This is a genomic window from Scleromatobacter humisilvae (assembly GCF_023231945.1).
Taxonomy (GTDB): domain Bacteria; phylum Pseudomonadota; class Gammaproteobacteria; order Burkholderiales; family Burkholderiaceae_C; genus Scleromatobacter; species Scleromatobacter humisilvae.
In genome coordinates this window covers 1,888,500-1,905,393 of sequence record NZ_JAJLJH010000001.1, presented here as the reverse complement: position 1 = coordinate 1,905,393, position 16,894 = coordinate 1,888,500, and the positions used below count along the sequence as shown (strand labels likewise).

Annotated in this window: 14 protein-coding genes; 8 read left to right on the top strand and 6 right to left on the bottom strand. The window is 70.9% G+C overall.

Annotated features, from left to right (window positions below):
• Positions 1 to 7: 7 nt before the first annotated feature.
• A complete protein-coding gene (gene cysQ, locus LPC04_RS08995; protein ID WP_275681837.1) occupies positions 8 to 793 on the top strand; it encodes a 3'(2'),5'-bisphosphate nucleotidase CysQ in 786 nt (261 codons plus the stop codon).
• Here the strand turns inward: cysQ and LPC04_RS08990 are convergent.
• Both LPC04_RS08990 and metH read right to left on the bottom strand, forming a co-directional pair.
• Entirely contained in the window at positions 790 to 1,356 is a 567-nt protein-coding gene (locus LPC04_RS08990; RefSeq protein ID WP_275681836.1) for a hypothetical protein, read from the bottom strand. The two genes, cysQ and LPC04_RS08990, sit on opposite strands and share 4 nt — an antisense overlap.
• A 150-nt stretch (positions 1,357 to 1,506) precedes the next feature.
• Complete coding sequence (metH, locus tag LPC04_RS08985; RefSeq protein ID WP_275681835.1) at positions 1,507 to 4,320, bottom strand: methionine synthase; 2,814 nt, start codon at positions 4,318 to 4,320, stop codon at positions 1,507 to 1,509.
• A gap of 94 nt (positions 4,321 to 4,414) precedes the next feature.
• Between metH and LPC04_RS08980 the strand changes: the two genes are divergently transcribed.
• Entirely contained in the window at positions 4,415 to 5,614 is a 1,200-nt protein-coding gene (locus tag LPC04_RS08980) for an HD-GYP domain-containing protein (protein WP_275681834.1), read from the top strand.
• Between the two features lie 10 nt (positions 5,615 to 5,624).
• Here the strand turns inward: LPC04_RS08980 and LPC04_RS08975 are convergent, their stop codons facing one another.
• Together LPC04_RS08975 and LPC04_RS08970 are read right to left on the bottom strand one after the other, a co-directional pair.
• Entirely contained in the window at positions 5,625 to 6,683 is a 1,059-nt protein-coding gene (locus tag LPC04_RS08975; RefSeq protein WP_275681833.1) for a homocysteine S-methyltransferase family protein, read from the bottom strand.
• A gap of 7 nt (positions 6,684 to 6,690) precedes the next feature.
• On the bottom strand, positions 6,691 to 8,892 hold the full coding sequence (locus tag LPC04_RS08970; RefSeq protein ID WP_275681832.1) for a putative bifunctional diguanylate cyclase/phosphodiesterase: 2,202 nt from the start codon (positions 8,890 to 8,892) through the stop codon (positions 6,691 to 6,693).
• A gap of 315 nt (positions 8,893 to 9,207) precedes the next feature.
• On the opposite strand from LPC04_RS08970, the gene LPC04_RS08965 reads away from it, so the two are divergent.
• The gene (locus LPC04_RS08965) at positions 9,208 to 9,930 is read left to right on the top strand and encodes an AbrB family transcriptional regulator (protein WP_275681831.1); all 723 of its coding nucleotides are present in this window, start codon (positions 9,208 to 9,210) and stop codon (positions 9,928 to 9,930) included.
• Here LPC04_RS08965 and LPC04_RS08960 read toward each other — a convergent pair.
• A complete protein-coding gene (locus LPC04_RS08960) occupies positions 9,891 to 10,181 on the bottom strand; it encodes a BTH_I0359 family protein (RefSeq protein WP_275681830.1) in 291 nt (96 codons plus the stop codon). The two genes, LPC04_RS08965 and LPC04_RS08960, sit on opposite strands and share 40 nt — an antisense overlap.
• Before the next feature lie 49 nt (positions 10,182 to 10,230).
• Positions 10,231 to 11,202, bottom strand: coding sequence for a hypothetical protein (locus LPC04_RS08955; RefSeq protein WP_275681829.1), 972 nt, complete (start codon positions 11,200 to 11,202; stop codon positions 10,231 to 10,233).
• A gap of 55 nt (positions 11,203 to 11,257) precedes the next feature.
• Between LPC04_RS08955 and LPC04_RS08950 the strand changes: the two genes are divergently transcribed.
• Genes LPC04_RS08950 through glcE form a run of 5 tightly spaced genes read left to right on the top strand, consistent with a single transcriptional unit; the run spans position 11,258 to position 16,893 of the window.
• Positions 11,258 to 12,238 carry a fumarylacetoacetate hydrolase family protein gene (locus LPC04_RS08950; protein ID WP_275681828.1) on the top strand — a complete coding sequence of 327 codons (981 nt, stop codon included), beginning with the start codon at positions 11,258 to 11,260 and terminating at the stop codon, positions 12,236 to 12,238.
• A complete protein-coding gene (locus tag LPC04_RS08945) occupies positions 12,235 to 13,236 on the top strand; it encodes a TraB/GumN family protein (RefSeq protein WP_275681827.1) in 1,002 nt (333 codons plus the stop codon). The genes LPC04_RS08950 and LPC04_RS08945 overlap by 4 nt, the downstream gene beginning before the upstream one ends.
• A gap of 52 nt (positions 13,237 to 13,288) precedes the next feature.
• Complete coding sequence (locus tag LPC04_RS08940) at positions 13,289 to 14,164, top strand: PhaM family polyhydroxyalkanoate granule multifunctional regulatory protein (protein WP_275681826.1); 876 nt, start codon at positions 13,289 to 13,291, stop codon at positions 14,162 to 14,164.
• 31 nt (positions 14,165 to 14,195) lie between these two features.
• Complete coding sequence (locus LPC04_RS08935) at positions 14,196 to 15,782, top strand: FAD-linked oxidase C-terminal domain-containing protein (RefSeq protein WP_275681825.1); 1,587 nt, start codon at positions 14,196 to 14,198, stop codon at positions 15,780 to 15,782.
• A 4-nt stretch (positions 15,783 to 15,786) separates the two neighbouring features.
• Positions 15,787 to 16,893 carry a glycolate oxidase subunit GlcE gene (gene glcE, locus LPC04_RS08930; RefSeq protein ID WP_275681824.1) on the top strand — a complete coding sequence of 369 codons (1,107 nt, stop codon included), beginning with the start codon at positions 15,787 to 15,789 and terminating at the stop codon, positions 16,891 to 16,893.
• Position 16,894: the final 1 nt, after the last annotated feature.

The following is a 16,894-nucleotide window of genomic DNA, read 5'->3' as shown; positions in this document are numbered from 1 at the left end:
ACCCGTTATGAGCGTCATGATCACCGGCCCGTTGCCCCTGGCTTCCCTGCTTTCTGCGCTGACGCCGCTCATCCACGAGGCGGGCGACCTGGTGATGCGCATCTACGCGACGGACTTCCAGGTCGAGGTCAAGGGCGACGATTCGCCGGTCACGCTGGCCGACCAGTGCGCCGAGAAGGTGATCTTCGAGGGCCTGCGCCGCTTGGCCCCGGGAATCCCCATCGTCGGCGAGGAGGCTGCTTCCGCTGGTGATATTCCGGATGTGAGCAATCGCTTCTGGCTCGTCGATCCCATCGACGGCACCAAGGAGTTCGTCAACCGCAACGGCGAGTTCACCGTCAACATCGCCCTGATCGACCACGGCGTGCCCGTGCTCGGGCTCGTGCTCGCGCCCGCGCTCGAGACGCTCTACGCCGGCGCGGCCGGACTGGGCGCGTGGGTCGAGATCCGCGGCCAACGGCGCGCGATCGCCGTGCGCGGCGAGCCGGCGGACGGGCTCACGGTGGTCGGCAGCCGCCATCACGGCAACGACCGCGCCGTCGACGCCTTCCTCGCGGGCCGCCGGGTGGCGGCGCAGCGGATGGTGGGCTCGTCGCTGAAACTGTGCATCCTGGCCGAGGGCCTGGCCGACGTCTACCCGCGCTTCGGCCGGACGATGGAGTGGGACACCGCCGCGGGCGACGCCGTGCTGCGCGCGGCCGGGGGCTCGGTGCGCACGATAGGCGGCGCCGCGCTGGCCTACGGCAAGCCCGGCTTCGAGAACCCGGACTTCGCGGCCTGGGGCGCGACCTAGATCGCGCTTTGCGGACGCGAGGCCGCCGCGCGTCCGCGGCGCCGCGCCAGCGGCACCACGCCGGCGAGCGCCGCCAGCATCGTCAGGGCCAGCGAGGGTTCCGGCACCGCGCTCAGCGTGCCGGTGAAGCTGCCCGTGCCGCCGTGGGTGCCGGCGTATCCGAACGAGTACGAAACGGTCCGGCCGGCCCCGTCGAAGCTGAGGGACTCGGACTCGTCGATCGCCTGCACACTGCCGGAGGGCGAGCCGTCGCTCACGCTGATGCCACCGAGCAGCAGGTCGGTCGAGAAGCTGCCGAAGCTCGTGGTGAAATTGGTGATGTCCGTGAGGCCGGGCTCGATCAGCCAGGAGCCATCGCCGTTGGTCGGGGTATCGAAGCTCATCATGCCGGAGATGCTGCCCGCGGTCGGGCAGCCCGGCTGGTCGAACGGCGGCGTGCAGCCGCCGGTGCCGCCGCCCTCGTAGGTGCCCGTCAGCTGGACCGCGTATTCGAAGTGCTCGGCATGCGCCGCCGAGGCTACCGCCAGCAGCGCGACGGCGGCCAGCATTCGACGATATGTCATGGGTGTTTGTTCCTGAGTTCTTGTCCGGCCGGAATGTCTCGGGCCCGACAAATTCTCAGCGGTCGCGCGACCCCCAACAAGCGTGGGTATGCCCGTCGACAGGAAGCGTTACAGACGTTGCTTGCGACCGTCGCGTCCGTGCTGCGCCGCTCAGGCCGACAGCGACACGCTCAGGCGGCGCCGCGCGGTGTCCTCGTCGATGCCGAGGCTCGCGGCCCAGGCCTTCATCTGGTCCTCGCCGATGCGCCCGACGTTGAAGTAGCTGGCCTGCGGATGGGCAAGGTAGAAGCCCGACACGCTCGCCGCCGGCGTCATCGCCAGGCTCTCGGTGAGCGCCATGCCGATCTCGTCGGCCTGCATCGCGCGGAACATGTCGAGCTTGACGCCGTGCTCCGGGCAGGCCGGATACCCCGGCGCCGGGCGGATGCCCTGGTATTTCTCGGCGATCAGCTCGTCGACGGACAGCTTCTCGGCCGGCGCGTAGCCCCACAGCTCGGTGCGCACGCGCTGGTGCAGGCGCTCGGCGAAGGCCTCGGCGAGGCGGTCGGCGATGGCCTTGAGCATGATGGACGAGTAGTCGTCGTGCGCGGCCTCGAACTCGGCCTCGCGCTTGTCGACGCCCAGGCCCGCGGTGACCGCGAACATGCCGATCCAGTCGGGCCTGGTGCCCTTGGGCGCGATGTAGTCGGCGAGCGAGCGGTTGGGGCGCCGCACCTCGACGCCGTTCTCGTCGGGAATCACGGGGCGTTCGGTCTGCATGCGCAGCGGCGCCCATTTCAGCAGCACCTCGGTGCGCGATTCGTCGGTGTAGATCTCGATCGTGTCGTCGTCGACCGTGTTGGCCGGCCAGAAGCCCATCACGCCGTTGGCGGAGAGCCAGCGGCCGTCGACGACGCGCTTGAGCATCGCCTGGCCATCGGCGAACACCTTGGTCGCGGCCTCGCCGACGACCTCGTCGCTCAGGATCTTCGGGTACGGGCCGGCGAGATCCCAGGTCTGGAAGAACGGACCCCAGTCGATGCAGGCGGCGATCTCGGCGAGGTCGTACTGCTTGAACATCCGGCGGCCGATGAACTTCGGCGCCGGCGGCGTGTACGTCGACCAGTCGAGCGGCGTCTTGTTCGCGCGCGCCGCGGCCAGCGTGACCAGCGGCACCTGCTTGCGGTTGGCGTGCTGCTCGCGCACCCGCGCGTAGTCGGCCACGAGCTCCTCGCGGAACTGCGTGCCCTTCTCGTCGGACAGCAGGTCGGCGCAGACGCCCACCGCGCGCGACGCGTCCGGCACGTAGACGACCGGGCCTTCGTAGTGCGGCGCGATCTTGACGGCGGTGTGCACGCGGCTGGTCGTGGCGCCGCCGATCAGCAGCGGGATCTTCAATGCGCGGAAGTCGGGGTCGCGCTGAAGCTCGGAGGCAACGTACTGCATCTCCTCGAGGCTGGGCGTGATCAGCCCGGACAGCCCGATGATGTCGGCGCCTTCCACCCGGGCGCGATCGAGGATGTCCTTGCAGGACACCATCACGCCCATGTTGACGACCTCGAAGTTGTTGCACTGGAGCACGACGGTGACGATGTTCTTGCCGATGTCGTGCACGTCCCCCTTGACGGTGGCAATCACGATCTTGCCCTTGGAGCGCACGTCGTCGCCGGCCGCCTCCATGCGCAGCTTCTCCTCCTCGATGTACGGGACGAGATGGGCGACGGCCGACTTCATCACGCGCGCCGACTTCACCACCTGCGGCAGGAACATCTTGCCCGCGCCGAACAGGTCGCCGACGACGTTCATGCCGGCCATCAGCGGGCCTTCGATGACGTGCAGCGGCCGTCCGCCCTTGGCCAGGATGGCCTGCCAGGCCTCCTCGGTGTCCTCGGTGATGAACTCGGTGATGCCTTGCACCAGCGCGTGCGACAGCCGTTCCTCGACCGTGCCGGCGCGCCACGCCAGCCGCGCGGAGTCGTCGCGCACCATGCCCTTGACGGCCTCGGCGGCGTCCAGCAGCCGCTCGGTCGGGGTCTTGGCCGCGTCGCTGGCGTTCTCGGTGCCGTCCAGCTTCGGCTTGCGGTTGAGGACGACGTCCTCGACCAGCTCGCGCAGCTTGGGGTCGAGGTTGTCGTACACGCCGACCATGCCGGCGTTGACGATGCCCATGTCCATGCCCGCCTGGATCGCGTGGTACAGGAACACGGTGTGGATCGCCTCGCGCACCGGCTCGTTGCCGCGGAACGAGAAGCTCACGTTCGACACGCCGCCCGACACCTTCGCGCCCGGCAGGTTCTGCTTGATCCAGCGCGTGGCATTGATGAAGTCGACGGCGTAGTTGTCGTGCTCCTCGATGCCCGTGGCGATCGCGAAGATGTTCGGGTCGAAGATGATGTCCTCGGGCGGGAAGCCGACCTCGTCGACCAGGATGCGGTAGGCGCGCTCGCAGATCTCGGTCTTGCGCTCGAAGGTGTCGGCCTGGCCGCGCTCGTCGAAGGCCATCACGACGGCCGCGGCGCCGTAGCGGCGCACCAGGCGGGCCTGGCGGCGGAACTCGTCCTCGCCTTCCTTCATCGAGATCGAGTTGACGATGCCCTTGCCCTGCAGGCACTTCAGGCCGGCCTCGATCACGCTCCACTTCGACGAGTCCACCATCACCGGCACGCGCGCGATCTCGGGCTCGCTGGCGACGAGGTTCAGGAAGCGCACCATCGCCGCCTGGCTGTCCAGCATGGCCTCGTCCATGTTGACGTCGATGACCTGCGCGCCGTTCTCGACCTGCTGGCGCGCGACGGCCAGCGCCTGCTCGAACTCGCCGGCCAGGATCATGCGGGCGAACGCCTTCGAGCCGGTGACGTTGGTGCGCTCCCCGATGTTGACGAACAGGTGGCCGTCGGCCAGCGTCACGGGCTCGAGCCCGGACAGCTTCATCGGCGGGGGATTCTTGGCGTCGGCGCCCGTGGCGGCCGTTTCGGCGGAGGACATGTGCCAAATTGTAGGTGCCCACCCTCAAGACCAGCCTTCGCAAGGCCGATATGCCGGTTCTGACAGTCTCTTTTGGCGCTTCACCACCCTGCCCATGAAGGTCGTTCCCCTGCCCTCCGAAGGCCTGCGCATCGGTCGTCCGCTTCCGTTCTCGGTGCGCGACGGCTCGGGTGCGGTGCTGCTGGCGCGCGGTTCGACCATCGAGACCAGCAAGCAGCTCGAGCTGCTGAAGTCGCGCGCGATCTTCATCGACATGGCGGAGATGGAGTCGGTGCAGCGGGCCTACAACGGGCAGCTCGACCAGATGCTGCGCCAGGACGTGGCGCTCGGCCGCATCGCCAGCGCGCGCCCGGACTACGACAGCCTGCCGATGCCCGGCGCCGCCAAGGCCGTCGAACGCCCGCTGGACTGGCCCAATCTGCAAATGCGGCTGCGCATGCTGCTGGTCAACCCGAACGGCGCCGACTGGATCGCGCGGCTGCGCACGCTGCGCGACGACATCCTCGCGCTGGTCGAGCGCAGCCCCGACCGCGCGCTGATGCGGCTGATGTACGACGCCAGCAACGAATTCCAGGACTACAGCGCCAACCACAGCCTGTTCGTCTGCGTGCTCGCCTCGATGGCCTGCACCCAGTTGCCGGGCTGGCAGGCCGGCTGGGCCGAGCCACTGACGCTGGCGTCGCTGACGATGAACCTCGCGTTCACGCAGACGCAGGACGACCTCGCCCGCCAGGCCGGCCCGCTCAGCGAGATGCAGAAGGGCGCGCTGCGCGACCATCCCGAGCGCGCCGCCGCGCTGCTGGCCGAGATCGGCGTCGACGACCCGATGTGGCTGCACGCCGTGCGCCATCACCACACGGCGCCGTCCGGCCCGATGGCCGGCCGCTCGCCCGAGGAGACGATCGCCCGGCTGATCCGCCGCGCCGACCGCTACGCCGCGCGCCTGAGCCCGCGCAAGAGCCGGCCCGCGTCGTCGCCCACCGCGGCGGCGCAGGTCGCGCTGCTGGACGAGGGCGGCCACACCGACGAGGCCGGGCAGGCGCTGATCCGCACGCTGGGGCTGTATCCGCCCGGCGTCTGGGTGAAGCTGCAATGCGGCGAGATCGCGATGGTGGTGCGCCGCACGGCGATCGCCAAGGCGCCGGTGGTCGTCAGCCTGGTCGGCAGGACCGGCATGCCGCTGGCCGTGCCGGCGCTGCGCAACACCAGGCTGCCCGACTTCGCCGTCACCGGTGCCGTCGCGCCGGCGCAGGTGAAGGTGCGGCCCAACCTCGACCTGCTCGAGAAGGCCTGAGCGTCGCGCGTCAGGCCGCGGCCAGCAGCGGCGAGAACAGCGGGTCGCGCACCCCGCGCGGGCGGTACGCGCCCACGCGGCGCGCGATGGCCGCGATGTGCTCGGGCGTCGTGCCGCAGCAGCCGCCGGCGATGTTGAGGAAGCCGGACTTGGCGAACTCCTCGATCAGCGCGCCGGTGACCTCGGGCGTCTCGTCGAAGCCGGTGTCGCTCATCGGGTTGGGCAGGCCGGCGTTCGGATAGCAGCTGACGTAGGTGTCGCTCGCGACCTTGGCCAGCTCCTCGATGTACGGACGCATCAGCGCCGCGCCGAGCGCGCAGTTCAGGCCGACGGCGATCGGGCGCGCGTGGCGCACCGAGTGCCAGAACGCCGTGACGGTCTGGCCCGACAGGATGCGGCCCGACGCGTCGGTGACGGTGCCCGAGATGATCACGGGCAGGCGGATGCCGGTCTCGTCCATCAGCTCGTCGAGCGCGAAGATCGCGGCCTTGGCGTTGAGCGTGTCGAAGATCGTCTCGACCAGGAACAGGTCGGCGCCGCCCTCGACCAGCCCTTCCGCCTGTTCGCGGTAGGCCGCCTTGAGCTCGTCGAAGCTGGTGTTGCGCGCGCCCGGGTCGTTGACGTCCGGGCTGATGCTGGCGGTGCGCGGCGTCGGGCCCAGCGCGCCGGCGACGAAGCGCGGCTTGTCGGGCGTCTCGAACTGGTCGGCGACCTCGCGCGCGAGGCGGGCGGCGGCGACGTTCATCTCGCGCGCCAGGTGGCCCAGGCCGTAGTCGTCCTGCGCGACCGACGTCGCGCCGAAGGTGTTGGTCTCGATGATGTCGGCGCCGGCGGCCAGGTACTGCGAGTGGATCTCGCGCAGCACCTCGGGCTTGACGAGCTGGAGCATCTCGTTGTTGCCCTTGATGTCCTTCGGATGATCCTTGAAGCGCTCGCCGCGGTAGTCGGCTTCGTGCAGCTTGTAGCGCTGGATCATCGTGCCCATCGCGCCGTCGATGATGACGATGCGCTGCGCCAGCAGCTCGGGCAGCCGCGCGCCGCGCGTGAAGACAGGGGTGGGCTTGGACATGCCCGAATTATTGCAGGGCGTCGATAACCGTGTCGGGGCCATCGGGCGAGTACAGCGAGTCGCGGAAGTCGTCGCGGCCGGAGTTGGCGTCGGGCGCCGTGTGCGGGACGGTGCGCGACTCGCCCATCGCCCACAGCGTGAGCAGGCGCGAGGCCATCGGCTTGGCGAACAGGTAGCCCTGCAGCTCGTCGCACTGCAGCGACAGCAGGATGTCGCGCTGGCGCGCGGTCTCGACGCCCTCGGCCACCACGTGCAGCCCCAGCGCGTGCGCGAGCTTGATGACGGCGTCGACGACGGCCAGCGCGTCCTGGCTGCTGCCCAGGTCCTGCACGAAGCTCTGGTCTATCTTCAGCTGCCGCGCGGGCAGCTTTCGCAGATAGGAAAGGCTCGAGTAGCCAGTGCCGAAGTCGTCGATCGCCAGGCTCACGCCGGCGCTGGCCAGCTGCGAGAACGCGTGCAGCGTCTCCTGCGTGTCTTCCATCGCCACCGACTCGGTGATCTCGAAGGTGAGCAGCGCCGGGTCGATGCGGAAGTGGTCGACGGCGATGCGCACGCGCTGCACCAGGTCTTCCTGGCGCAGCTGGTGCACCGACAGGTTGACGGCCACGCGCATGCGCAGGCCCTGCTTGCGCCATTCGCTCATCTGGCGGCAGGCCTCGTCGATCACCCAGTTGCCGATCGCGCCGATCAGGCCGAAGCGCTCGGCGACCGGGATGAAGATGCCCGGCGAGACGAAGCCGCGCACCGGGTGCTGCCAGCGCAGCAGCGCCTCGACGCCGGTGATCTGGCCGGACTTGCCGTGGATCTTCGGCTGGTAGTAGAGCTGCAGCTCGTGGCGCTCGATCGCGTGGCGCAGGTCGTTCTGCAGCGCGAGCTGCTCGCGCGCGTCGAGCTCCATGCGCGGCTCGAAGAACGCGTAGGTCGAGCCGCCGGCCCGCTTGGCCGCGTACATCGCGGCGTCGGCGTTGGCGATCATCTTGGCGTGGTGGCCGTGTTCCGGGTACAGCACGATGCCGATCGACGCCGACAGGTTGACGACGACGTCGTTGGGCAGCACCAGCGGCTCGTTGAGCGCCTCCAGGACGCGCTGGGCGATCGCGGCGGCGACGGCCTCGTGGCCCGGGCGAACGGTCATCAGCAGGAACTCGTCGCCGCCGACGCGGGCAACCGTGTCCTCGGGCCGCGCGATCGCCTGCAGGCGGCGGCCGATCTCGCGTAGCACGGTGTCGCCGGCGACGTGGCCGAACGAGTCGTTGACCGGCTTGAAGCCGTCGAGGTCGATGAACATGACCGCCAGCGCAGCCGGTTCCGGGTCGTGGCCGACCGTGGCCAGCGCGGTGGCCATGCGCTCTTCGAACAGCAGCCGGTTGGGCATGCGCGTCAGCGGGTCGGAGTGGGCCTGGTCGCGCAGGCGCCGGTTGGCGTCGTTGAGCGAGCTGGCCAACTCGCGGTTGCGGGTGTGGGCGTGGGTGTCGAGCCAGGACGCGAACAGGCCGACGGCCACCAGCACCGCGGACAGCCCGCTCACCAGCTCCAGCGTGCCGGCGCCCGGCGCGGCGTGGCCGGCGAGCGCGGCGAAGGTCTCGGGCGGCGGCGGCAACTGGAGCGCGCGCAACGAGAGGATCAGCGCGGCCGCGTGGCATCCGCCGAGCGTGGCCGCGCACAGCCACAGCCGCTGCAGGACATAGCCCGCGTGACGCCAGCGTTCGCCGAACACCAGCCACAGCGCGGTGGCGCAGCCGGCGGCGATGAGCGCGACGGACGGCAGCAGCGTCGGCAGGCCGAACACGGTGCCCGTCGTCGCCGCGCCCCAGCTCAGGCCGCGGCGCGCGATTTCGAACATCGCGGCCCAGCCGGCGGAGAACAACAGCGTGTGGACGGCGCAGCGCGCCACTTCCGGCCAGTCCAGGCGCGCAACGATGTGCAACGCGGCGACCACCGTGGCCGCGACCACGGCCAGCGCGGCGAGCGACGACGGCCGGAACGCCAGCGCCGGCAGCGATACCGGCACCGACAGCGCCGACAGCCCCAGCGCCCAGCTGCCCCACAGGCCGGCGCCGACGCAGCAGACGCTTGCGAGCCACCAGACGAGCACTGTCAGGCGGTCGCGCGAGCGCATGCGCCGCAGCGAGCAGCCGAGCAGAGCGACGGTCGACACGCCGAGCAACGCCATCAGGGCGCAGGCCGGCCAGGCCAGGGAAGCGGACACGACGAATTCCGGCAAGAGGCCGGGGCAGACCGGACGACGCGCGCGGGCTCGTCGAGATTTCCGGCGTTCCCGGCGGGAAGGCACTTTCGACTGTTTCGGAGGGCAAGTCCGAAACCTGAGACCCGGTCACCAAGAAATGCACGCGTTGCGGCGCTGTCGCGAGAACTCCCCACGCGATGCGCCGCCATTTGAATGAGTGAATTCTCATGAAACTCGCGATTCAGCGGGCCCGGGCGCATCGTCCGGCCATCGCCTTTGACTGCCTCGTGCTCCAGGCCCGAAGGCACCGCCGCGCCGAACCATCGTCGGCTGGGGATGCATTGGGCGGCGCCGCTGCTGGGGCCGATCCTCGGCGCGATCGGCAAGTCATGGCCGCTGTTCGCGGTGATCCTGAGCGTGCTGCTCGGATGGGCGAGGGCGCGCTGGCGCCTGCTGCCGGGGACGACCGCGGTGTGGGGCTCGCTCCCGGGCGAGGCGACGGCGATGGTGCTGATGGGCGAGGCGTTCGGCGCCGACGTTCGGCTCGTCGCGCCGATGCAGTGCCTGCGCGTGCTGCTGGTGGGCGCGGCGGCGACCGCCGTCACGCGCCTGTGGCTGCCGACGCACGCGGCGAGCGCATCGTTGATCCCGGTGCATGGGCCGCTGCACCCCGCGGCGTTCGCCGAGACGCTGGTGTTGGCCGCCGACGGCGCCGGGCTGGCCGTGCGCCTGCGCATCCCTGCCGGCGCCCTGCTGCTGCCGATGTTCGCGGGCGTCGTGCTGAACGACACCGGCCTGCTGGCGATCGAGTTGCCGTGGTGGCTGCTGGCCGCGTGCTACGCACTGATCGCGCCGTGCGGCGCCCTGGCGCGAGTCGTGCATGTCGATCCGTTGACGGCCTGCCTGGCCACCAACCCCGGCGGAGCCGACACGGTGGCCATCATCGCCGGTTCGAGTCCGGTGGACGTGCTCTTCGTGCTGGCGATCGTGCGCTTTGTCGCGCGCCGTCGTGACGGCGCTCAGTGCAGGATCAGCGGCTGCTGCGCCAGCCCGGTGTAGCGGCCGATGAATTCCTCCACCTGGTCCTGCGTCGGCTCGGTGCGCGCGAGTTCCTCCACGCCTTCGCGGAACTGCTGCGCCAGCGCGCCCTCGATGTAGATCTCCTTGCGTGCGAACTTGTCGACGATCTCGTAGCCGCCGCGCGAGAGCGGCGTGTCGCTGGCCTCGAGGATGTCGCCCTCGCGCGGGGCGACCGGCACGTCGAGTTCGACCACCACGAAGTTGTCGGAGTTGTAGACCATGGTCGTCATGACGGCATCCTTGTGAATTGGTTCGAAGTTGATGGCGGGCGCCGGAATATCAAGAGTTGCGCAGCCAGAGCGACATCGACCAGGGCCCGGGCGGCGTGCTCATGCGCAGTCCGGCGGGCAGGTGGTGCAGCGAGGGCGACAACCAGGCCTCGATGCGCAGGTCGTAGGGTTGTTCGGGGTCACGCAGCAGATGAAGCAAGGCGGGGGCCCGATTGCCGGATGCTGACAGTTCGTTACCTTGCCGGCGCAGCTCCGGCGGGGGATCGCCCGTCGGCAGCACGCGGAATGTCCAGCGCTCGAGCTCGCCGCGCAGCCCGGCGACCTGCAGATCCCAGTGCGTGGAACGCTGGCCGCGTCGCGCGCCGGCCTCGACGATGGCGGCGAGCTGCGCGATCCAGCTCCAGCGATCCTGCGCGCCGGCCGCCACCGCCGGCGCGCCCGATGCACCGGAAAAGCGCACGACGCCTCGTTCGCGGTCGAAGCTGACGGTGCGCCGGTCGCGGCCCTTCTCGCGCTCGACGAGCCGCAGCGGCGCGACACCGGCCGCGTCGAACGTGCCCGTGCTTTGCCATTCGCGCGGCGGCTTGTCGCCGACCGCCGTGGCCAGCCGCAGCGAGAAGGCGTCAGCCTCGCGCCGCCATTCGAGCTCGGCCACGCCCGCGGACGACGCGGCGGCGCCCGCCTGCACGAGCGCGTAGCGCAGCGAGGCAGACGGCGGCGCGCGCGTGGCGTAGACCGGCCAGGCCTGGGCATCGCGCGGCACGTGCCGCAGCGCGCCGCCGTCGCCCGCGCGCGGCGCGGGCGTGACGCGCGCCCGGGCGGCGGCGTGCGCGGGCTCGGCGGCCGCATCGGACGACGTCAGGGGAACTTGCGCGCGCGCCTGCACACTGAGCAGGACGACGCGGTGAACTCCTGCCCGCGCGGGCGCCAACGCCGGCCAGCCGCCGATGGCGAGTTGCCATGCCAGGGCGTGTGCCGCCAGCACCACCAGCGTCAATCCGCAAAGACGTCGCGTTCGCATCGGACAATACTGCCATCGCTGCTTCCAGACACCCGGCGCGGAACCGGGCATTTCCATGAAACTTGCCACCTACAAGGATGGGTCGCGCGACGGCCAGCTGGTCGTCGTCTCGCGCGACCTCACGCAGGCCCATTTCGCCACCGGCATCGCCACGCGCCTGCAGCAGGCGCTGGACGACTGGAACTTCATCGCGCCGCTGCTGCAGGACCTGTCGGTCGCGCTGAACCACGGCAAGACGCGCCACGCGTTCCCGTTCGTGCCCGAGCAGTGCATGGCGCCGCTGCCGCGCGCGTTCCAGTGGGCCGACGGCTCCGCCTACCTGAACCATGTCGAACTCGTGCGCAAGGCGCGCGGCGCCGAGATGCCCGAGAGCTTCTTCGGCGACCCGCTGATGTACCAGGGCGGCAGCGACGACTTCCTCGGTCCCTGCGACGCGGCGACGTTCGCCAGCGCCGACTGGGGCATCGACTTCGAGGGCGAGGTGGCCGTCGTCACCGGCGACGTGCCGATGGGCGTCGCGCCCGAGCAGGCGCTCGAAGGCGTGCGCCTCGTGATGCTGGCCAACGACTGGAGCCTGCGCAACATGATCCCGGCCGAACTGGGCAAGGGATTCGGCTTCCTGCAAAGCAAGCCCGCCACGGCGTTCAGCCCGGTCGCGGTGACGCCGGACGAACTGGGCGACGCCTGGCAGGGCGGCCGCGTGCACCTGCCGCTGACCTGCACCTGGAACGGCCGCAAGGTCGGCGCCTGCGACGCCGGCCCCGAGATGACCTTCCACTTCGGCCAGCTGATCGCGCATCTGGCCAGGACGCGCAACGTGCGCGCCGGCTCCATCGTCGGCTCGGGCACCGTCAGCAACAAGGACTGGAGCAAGGGCTGGAGCTGCATCGCCGAACAGCGCGCGATCGAGACCATCGAGCACGGCGAGCCGAAGACGGGCTTCATGCAGTACGGCGACGTGATCCGCATCGAGATGAAGCGCGACAACCACTCGGTGTTCGGCGCCATCGAGCAGCAGGTGCTGGAGTGCGAATGAGCTGGCGCGCGCTGGCGTCGGCGTTCCTTCTCGTCGCGGCGCCTGCGTGGGCGGCGGCGGTGGCCGAGCCGGGCGGCACGGCCGATGCGCCCGCCATCGCGGCCGACGTGCGCTGCCCGCCCGAGGCGGGGCAGCCGACGGCCGAGCAAGCCGCGGCCGGCATGCGCGCCGCGGTCGACAGCGGCCTGATGTGGAAGGCCACCAAGGGCGGGCGCACGGTCTGGCTCTACGGCACGATCCACGTGGCCAAGCTGTCCTGGGCCTATCCCGGACCGGACGTGATGCACGCGCTGATGGCCAGCGACGTGGTCGCGCTGGAGCTCGATGTCACCGATGCGGGCGTGATCGATCGCCTGCGCAAGGCCATCGAGCGCCGCCCCGACGCGCCCGCGCTGCCCGAGGCGCTGCAGCGCCGGCTCGCGGCGCAGATGGCCGCCAACTGCATCGCGCCGGACCACCTGGCCAGCCTGCGCCCCGAGATGCAGGCCGTCACCGTCGACCTCGCGACCGCGCGCCAGTTCGGGCTCTATCCCGAGTACGGCATCGACACGGTGATCGCAGGCGTCGCGCGCACGCTGCGCAAGCCGCTGCGCTCGCTCGAGACGCCCGAATCGCAGGCGGCGCTGCTGGTCAGCGACGATCCCGCCGAGACCGCGCGCACCGTCGGCGAGGTGCTCGACGAGCTCGAGGGCGGCCAGAGCCCGCAGATGCTGCAGCGGCTGGCCGGCGACTGGCAGCGCGGCGACCTGGCCGACCTGGACGCGTACGGCCAGTGGTGCGACTGCCTCGACACGCCGGAGCAGCGCGCCGAGTTCGTCAAGCTGATCGACGAGCGCAACCCGCTGATGGCCGACAAGATCGCCAAGTGGAACGCCGAGGGCAAGTCGCTGTTCGTTGCCGTCGGCTCGCTGCACATGACCGGACGCATCGGGCTGCCGGAGCTGCTCAAGGCGCGCGGCTTCCAGGTCGAACGCGTGCCGTTCGCCGACGCGCACTGAAGCTCGGCCAAGGCGTAGGATCATCGACCTGACGCCACTCCACGAGGTCTCCATGTCCGACATCCCGAATTTCGCGAAGCTCGTGCCCGGATTCGATTTCCTGCAGGGCCTGGTGAAGAACGCCGGCTCGGCCTTGCCCAGCATGGGCCAGTGGGTGGCGCCGACGCTCAATCCCGAGGAGCTGCAGAAGCGCATCGACGAGTTGAAGACGGTGCAGTTCTGGCTCGATCAGAACGCGAAGATGCTGGGCACGACGATCCAGGCGCTGGAGGTTCAAAGGATGACCCTCTCGACGCTGAAGACGATGAACGTGCAGATGACCGACCTGCGCGACGCGATGAAGGTGGCGCCGCTCGCGTCGGCCGGCTCCGCCGCGTCGGCGGCCGCCGGCTCGGTCGCCAACAGCTTCGGCGCCGACGCGCTGATGCAGGCGGCCCGCAACGCGATGGGCAACATCCCCGGCATGTCCAAGCCGGCGGAGGCGGCGTCCGAACCCGCGCCGCCGCCCGAGCCCGCGCCCGCGCCCGCGCCGAAGGCGAAACCCAAGGCGCCGCCCGCGGAAGCGCCGGCGGCCGCGGCGGCGGGCGTGGTCGATCCGATGCAGTGGTGGGGCGCGCTCACCAAGCAGTTCACGCAGCTGGCCGCGAGCGCGATGAAGGACAGCGCCGCCGACGCGGCCAAGAGCCTGGCCGGCGCGATGATGAAGCAGGGCACGGACGCGGCCAGCGAGATGATCAAGAAGGCCGTCAAGGCGCCGGCGGGCGTCGCGGCCAAGGCGATGTCGGCCGCGACCCAGGCCGCGAGCGCGACCGGCGCCAAGGCCGCCGCCAGGAAGACCGAACAGCCCGCGGCCGCCAGGAAGGCGCCCGCCCGCAAGACCTCTGCTCGAAAGACCACGTCCCGTGCCACGAAGCCCCGAGCGAGTTGACCCGGTCCTGGGCGAGGACGACGCGCCCTCGATGCTCGCCCACCCGGGTTGGGCCAACACCATGGCGGCGGGCTTCGACGGCGAGAGCGCGATCGCGCCCTCGCGCCTGGACGAGCGCGACACCACGCCCACGCGGGACGCGCCCGCGCCCGCGCGCGCGGCGGTCAGCCAGGCCACGCTCGTCGACGCGCTGCGCGGGCTGCTGCCGCCGCACGCGCTCATGTGGCGCGAGGAAGAGACCACGCCGTACGAGTGCGACGGCCTCACGGCCTATCGCGAGCGGCCGCTGGCCGTCGCGCTGCCCGAGACCGAGGAGCAGGTGTCGGCGATCTTGGCGGCGTGCCACCGGCTGGGCGTGCCGGTCGTCGCGCGCGGCGCGGGCACCGGGCTGTCCGGCGGCGCGATGCCGCATGCGAACGGACTGACGCTGTCGCTGGCCAAGTTCAACCGGATCGTCAAGGTCGATACCCGGGCCCGTACCGCCACCGTGCAGTCGGGCGTGCGCAACCTGGCCATCAGCGAGGCCGTGGCGCCGCACGGCTTCTACTACGCGCCCGATCCGTCGAGCCAGATCGCCTGCACCATCGGCGGCAACGTCGCCGAGAACTCGGGCGGCGTGCACTGCCTCAAATATGGCCTGACGCTGCACAACGTGCTGCAGGTGCGCGGCTTCCTGGCCGACGGCAGCCCGGCCACCTTCGGCTCGCTGGCGCTCGACGCGCCGGGGCTGGACCTGATCTCGGTGGTGGTCGGCAGCGAGGGCATGCTGGCCGTCATCGTCGAGGTCGTCGTCAAGCTCACGCCCAAGCCGCAGGTGGCGCGCTGCATCATGGCCAGCTTCGACAACGTGCGCGCCGCGGGCGACGCGGTGGCGGCCATCATCGCCAACGGCCTGATCCCGGCCGGCCTCGAGATGATGGACAAGCCGATGACCGCCGCGGTCGAGGCCTTCGTCAACGCCGGCTACGACCTCGACGCCGCCGCCATCCTGCTGTGCGAGAGCGACGGCACGCCCGAGGAAGTGCAGGAAGAGATCCTGCGCATGAAGTCGGTGCTGGTCGCCGCGGGCGCGACGCAGCTGGAGGTCAGCGACAACGAGGCGCAGCGCCTGAGGTTCTGGAGCGGCCGCAAGAACGCGTTCCCCGCCTCGGGCCGGCTGAGCCCGGACTACATGTGCATGGACTCGACGATCCCGCGCGCGCGGCTGGCCGACATGCTGCTGGCCATCGGCGAGATGGAACGCACCTTCGGCCTGCGCTGCTGCAACGTCTTCCACGCCGGCGACGGCAACCTGCACCCGCTGATCCTGTTCGACGCCAACGACCCCGACCAGCTGCATCGCGCCGAAGCCTTCGGCGCCGAGATCCTCGAGCTGAGCGTCGCGATGGGCGGCACGATCAGCGGCGAGCATGGCGTCGGCGCCGAGAAGCTCAACTCGATGTGCGTGCAGTTCTCCGAGAGCGAGCGCGCGCAGATGCTGGCGCTGAAGGCCGCGTTCGACCCGCAGGGCCTGCTCAACCCGGGCAAGGTCATCCCGACGCTCGCGCGCTGCGCCGAGTACGGGCGCATGCACGTCAAGCGCGGCGCGTTGGCCTTCCCCGAGCTGGAACGTTTCTGAAGCGATGAACGACACATTGATCGGCCTGGCCGAACGCGTGCGCCAGGCGACCGCCGCCAAGGCCATCCTGCGCATCCGCGGCGGCAACACCAAGTCCTTCATGGCGGGCGTGATCTCCGATGCGGCGACGCTCGACATGCGCAGCTACGCCGGCATCGTCGACTACGCGCCCAGCGAGCTGTTCATCACCGCGCGCGCCGGCACGCCGCTGGTCGAGATCGAGAAGGTGCTGGCCGAGCGCGGCCAGTGCCTGCCGTTCGACCCGCCGCGCTTCGCCGACGAGACGGGCGCGCTCGGCGGCACCGTCGGCGGCATGGTGGCCGCGGGCCTGGCCGGCCCCGGGCGCGCGGCGGTCGGCGGCGTGCGCGACTACGTGCTGGGCGTGCTGCTGCTCAATGGCCGCGGCGACCTGATGCACTTCGGCGGGCAGGTGATGAAGAACGTCGCCGGCTACGACGTGTCGCGCCTGCTGGCCGGCTCGTGGGGCGCGCTGGGCGCGATCTGCGAGGTGTCGCTGAAGGTGCTGCCGATGCCCGTCGCCACCGCGACGCTGCGCTTCGACATGCGCCAGGGCGAGGCGCTCGACCACCTGCATGCCTGGGCCGGCCAGCCGTTGCCGCTCAATGCGAGCGTGTGGTGGCGCGACACGCTGGCGATCCGCCTGCGCGGCGCGAAAGCGGCCGTCGCCTCCGCGGTGAGCCGGCTCGGCGGCGAAGTGATCCCCAACGAGCTGGGCGACGCGTTCTGGGAAGGCCTGCGCGACCAGCGCGACGAGTTCTTCATCGAGGCCCGCCACGCCGCCGAACGCGACAAGAGCGCGCTGTGGCGGCTGTCGCTGCCGCCGACCACGCCGGTGCTGCCGTCGTTCGAGGACACGCTCATCGAGTGGGGCGGTGCCCAGCGCTGGATCGTCGCGGGCGCCGAGGACACGCTGGTGCTGCACCGCGCCGAGCGCGCCGGCGGCAGCGCGTTCCGCGTCATCGGCGGCGTGGGCGACGGTGCCGGCTACGCGACGCCGCTGGCGCCGTCGTTGCTCGCGATCCACCGGCGGCTGCGAGAATCGTTCGATCCGCACGGCGTGTTCGTGCCGGGCCGCCCGATGCGCTTCTAGC

Bases quoted from the DNA above. Each gene is read 5' to 3' on its own strand.
- LPC04_RS08940 (WP_275681826.1), top strand. From the start codon at position 13,289: ATGTCCGACATCCCGAATTTCGCGAAGCTCGTGCCCGGATTCGATTTC.
- LPC04_RS08990 (WP_275681836.1), bottom strand. From the start codon at position 1,356: ATGACATATCGTCGAATGCTGGCCGCCGTCGCGCTGCTGGCGGTAGCC.
- LPC04_RS08975 (WP_275681833.1), bottom strand. From the start codon at position 6,683: ATGTCCAAGCCCACCCCTGTCTTCACGCGCGGCGCGCGGCTGCCCGAG.
- LPC04_RS08960 (WP_275681830.1), bottom strand. From the start codon at position 10,181: ATGACGACCATGGTCTACAACTCCGACAACTTCGTGGTGGTCGAACTC.
- cysQ (WP_275681837.1), top strand. From the start codon at position 8: ATGAGCGTCATGATCACCGGCCCGTTGCCCCTGGCTTCCCTGCTTTCT.
- LPC04_RS08965 (WP_275681831.1), top strand. From the start codon at position 9,208: ATGCATTGGGCGGCGCCGCTGCTGGGGCCGATCCTCGGCGCGATCGGC.
- glcE (WP_275681824.1), top strand. From the start codon at position 15,787: ATGAACGACACATTGATCGGCCTGGCCGAACGCGTGCGCCAGGCGACC.
- metH (WP_275681835.1), bottom strand. From the start codon at position 4,320: ATGTCCTCCGCCGAAACGGCCGCCACGGGCGCCGACGCCAAGAATCCC.
- LPC04_RS08950 (WP_275681828.1), top strand. From the start codon at position 11,258: ATGAAACTTGCCACCTACAAGGATGGGTCGCGCGACGGCCAGCTGGTC.
- LPC04_RS08980 (WP_275681834.1), top strand. From the start codon at position 4,415: ATGAAGGTCGTTCCCCTGCCCTCCGAAGGCCTGCGCATCGGTCGTCCG.
- LPC04_RS08945 (WP_275681827.1), top strand. From the start codon at position 12,235: ATGAGCTGGCGCGCGCTGGCGTCGGCGTTCCTTCTCGTCGCGGCGCCT.
- LPC04_RS08935 (WP_275681825.1), top strand. From the start codon at position 14,196: ATGCTCGCCCACCCGGGTTGGGCCAACACCATGGCGGCGGGCTTCGAC.
- LPC04_RS08955 (WP_275681829.1), bottom strand. From the start codon at position 11,202: ATGCGAACGCGACGTCTTTGCGGATTGACGCTGGTGGTGCTGGCGGCA.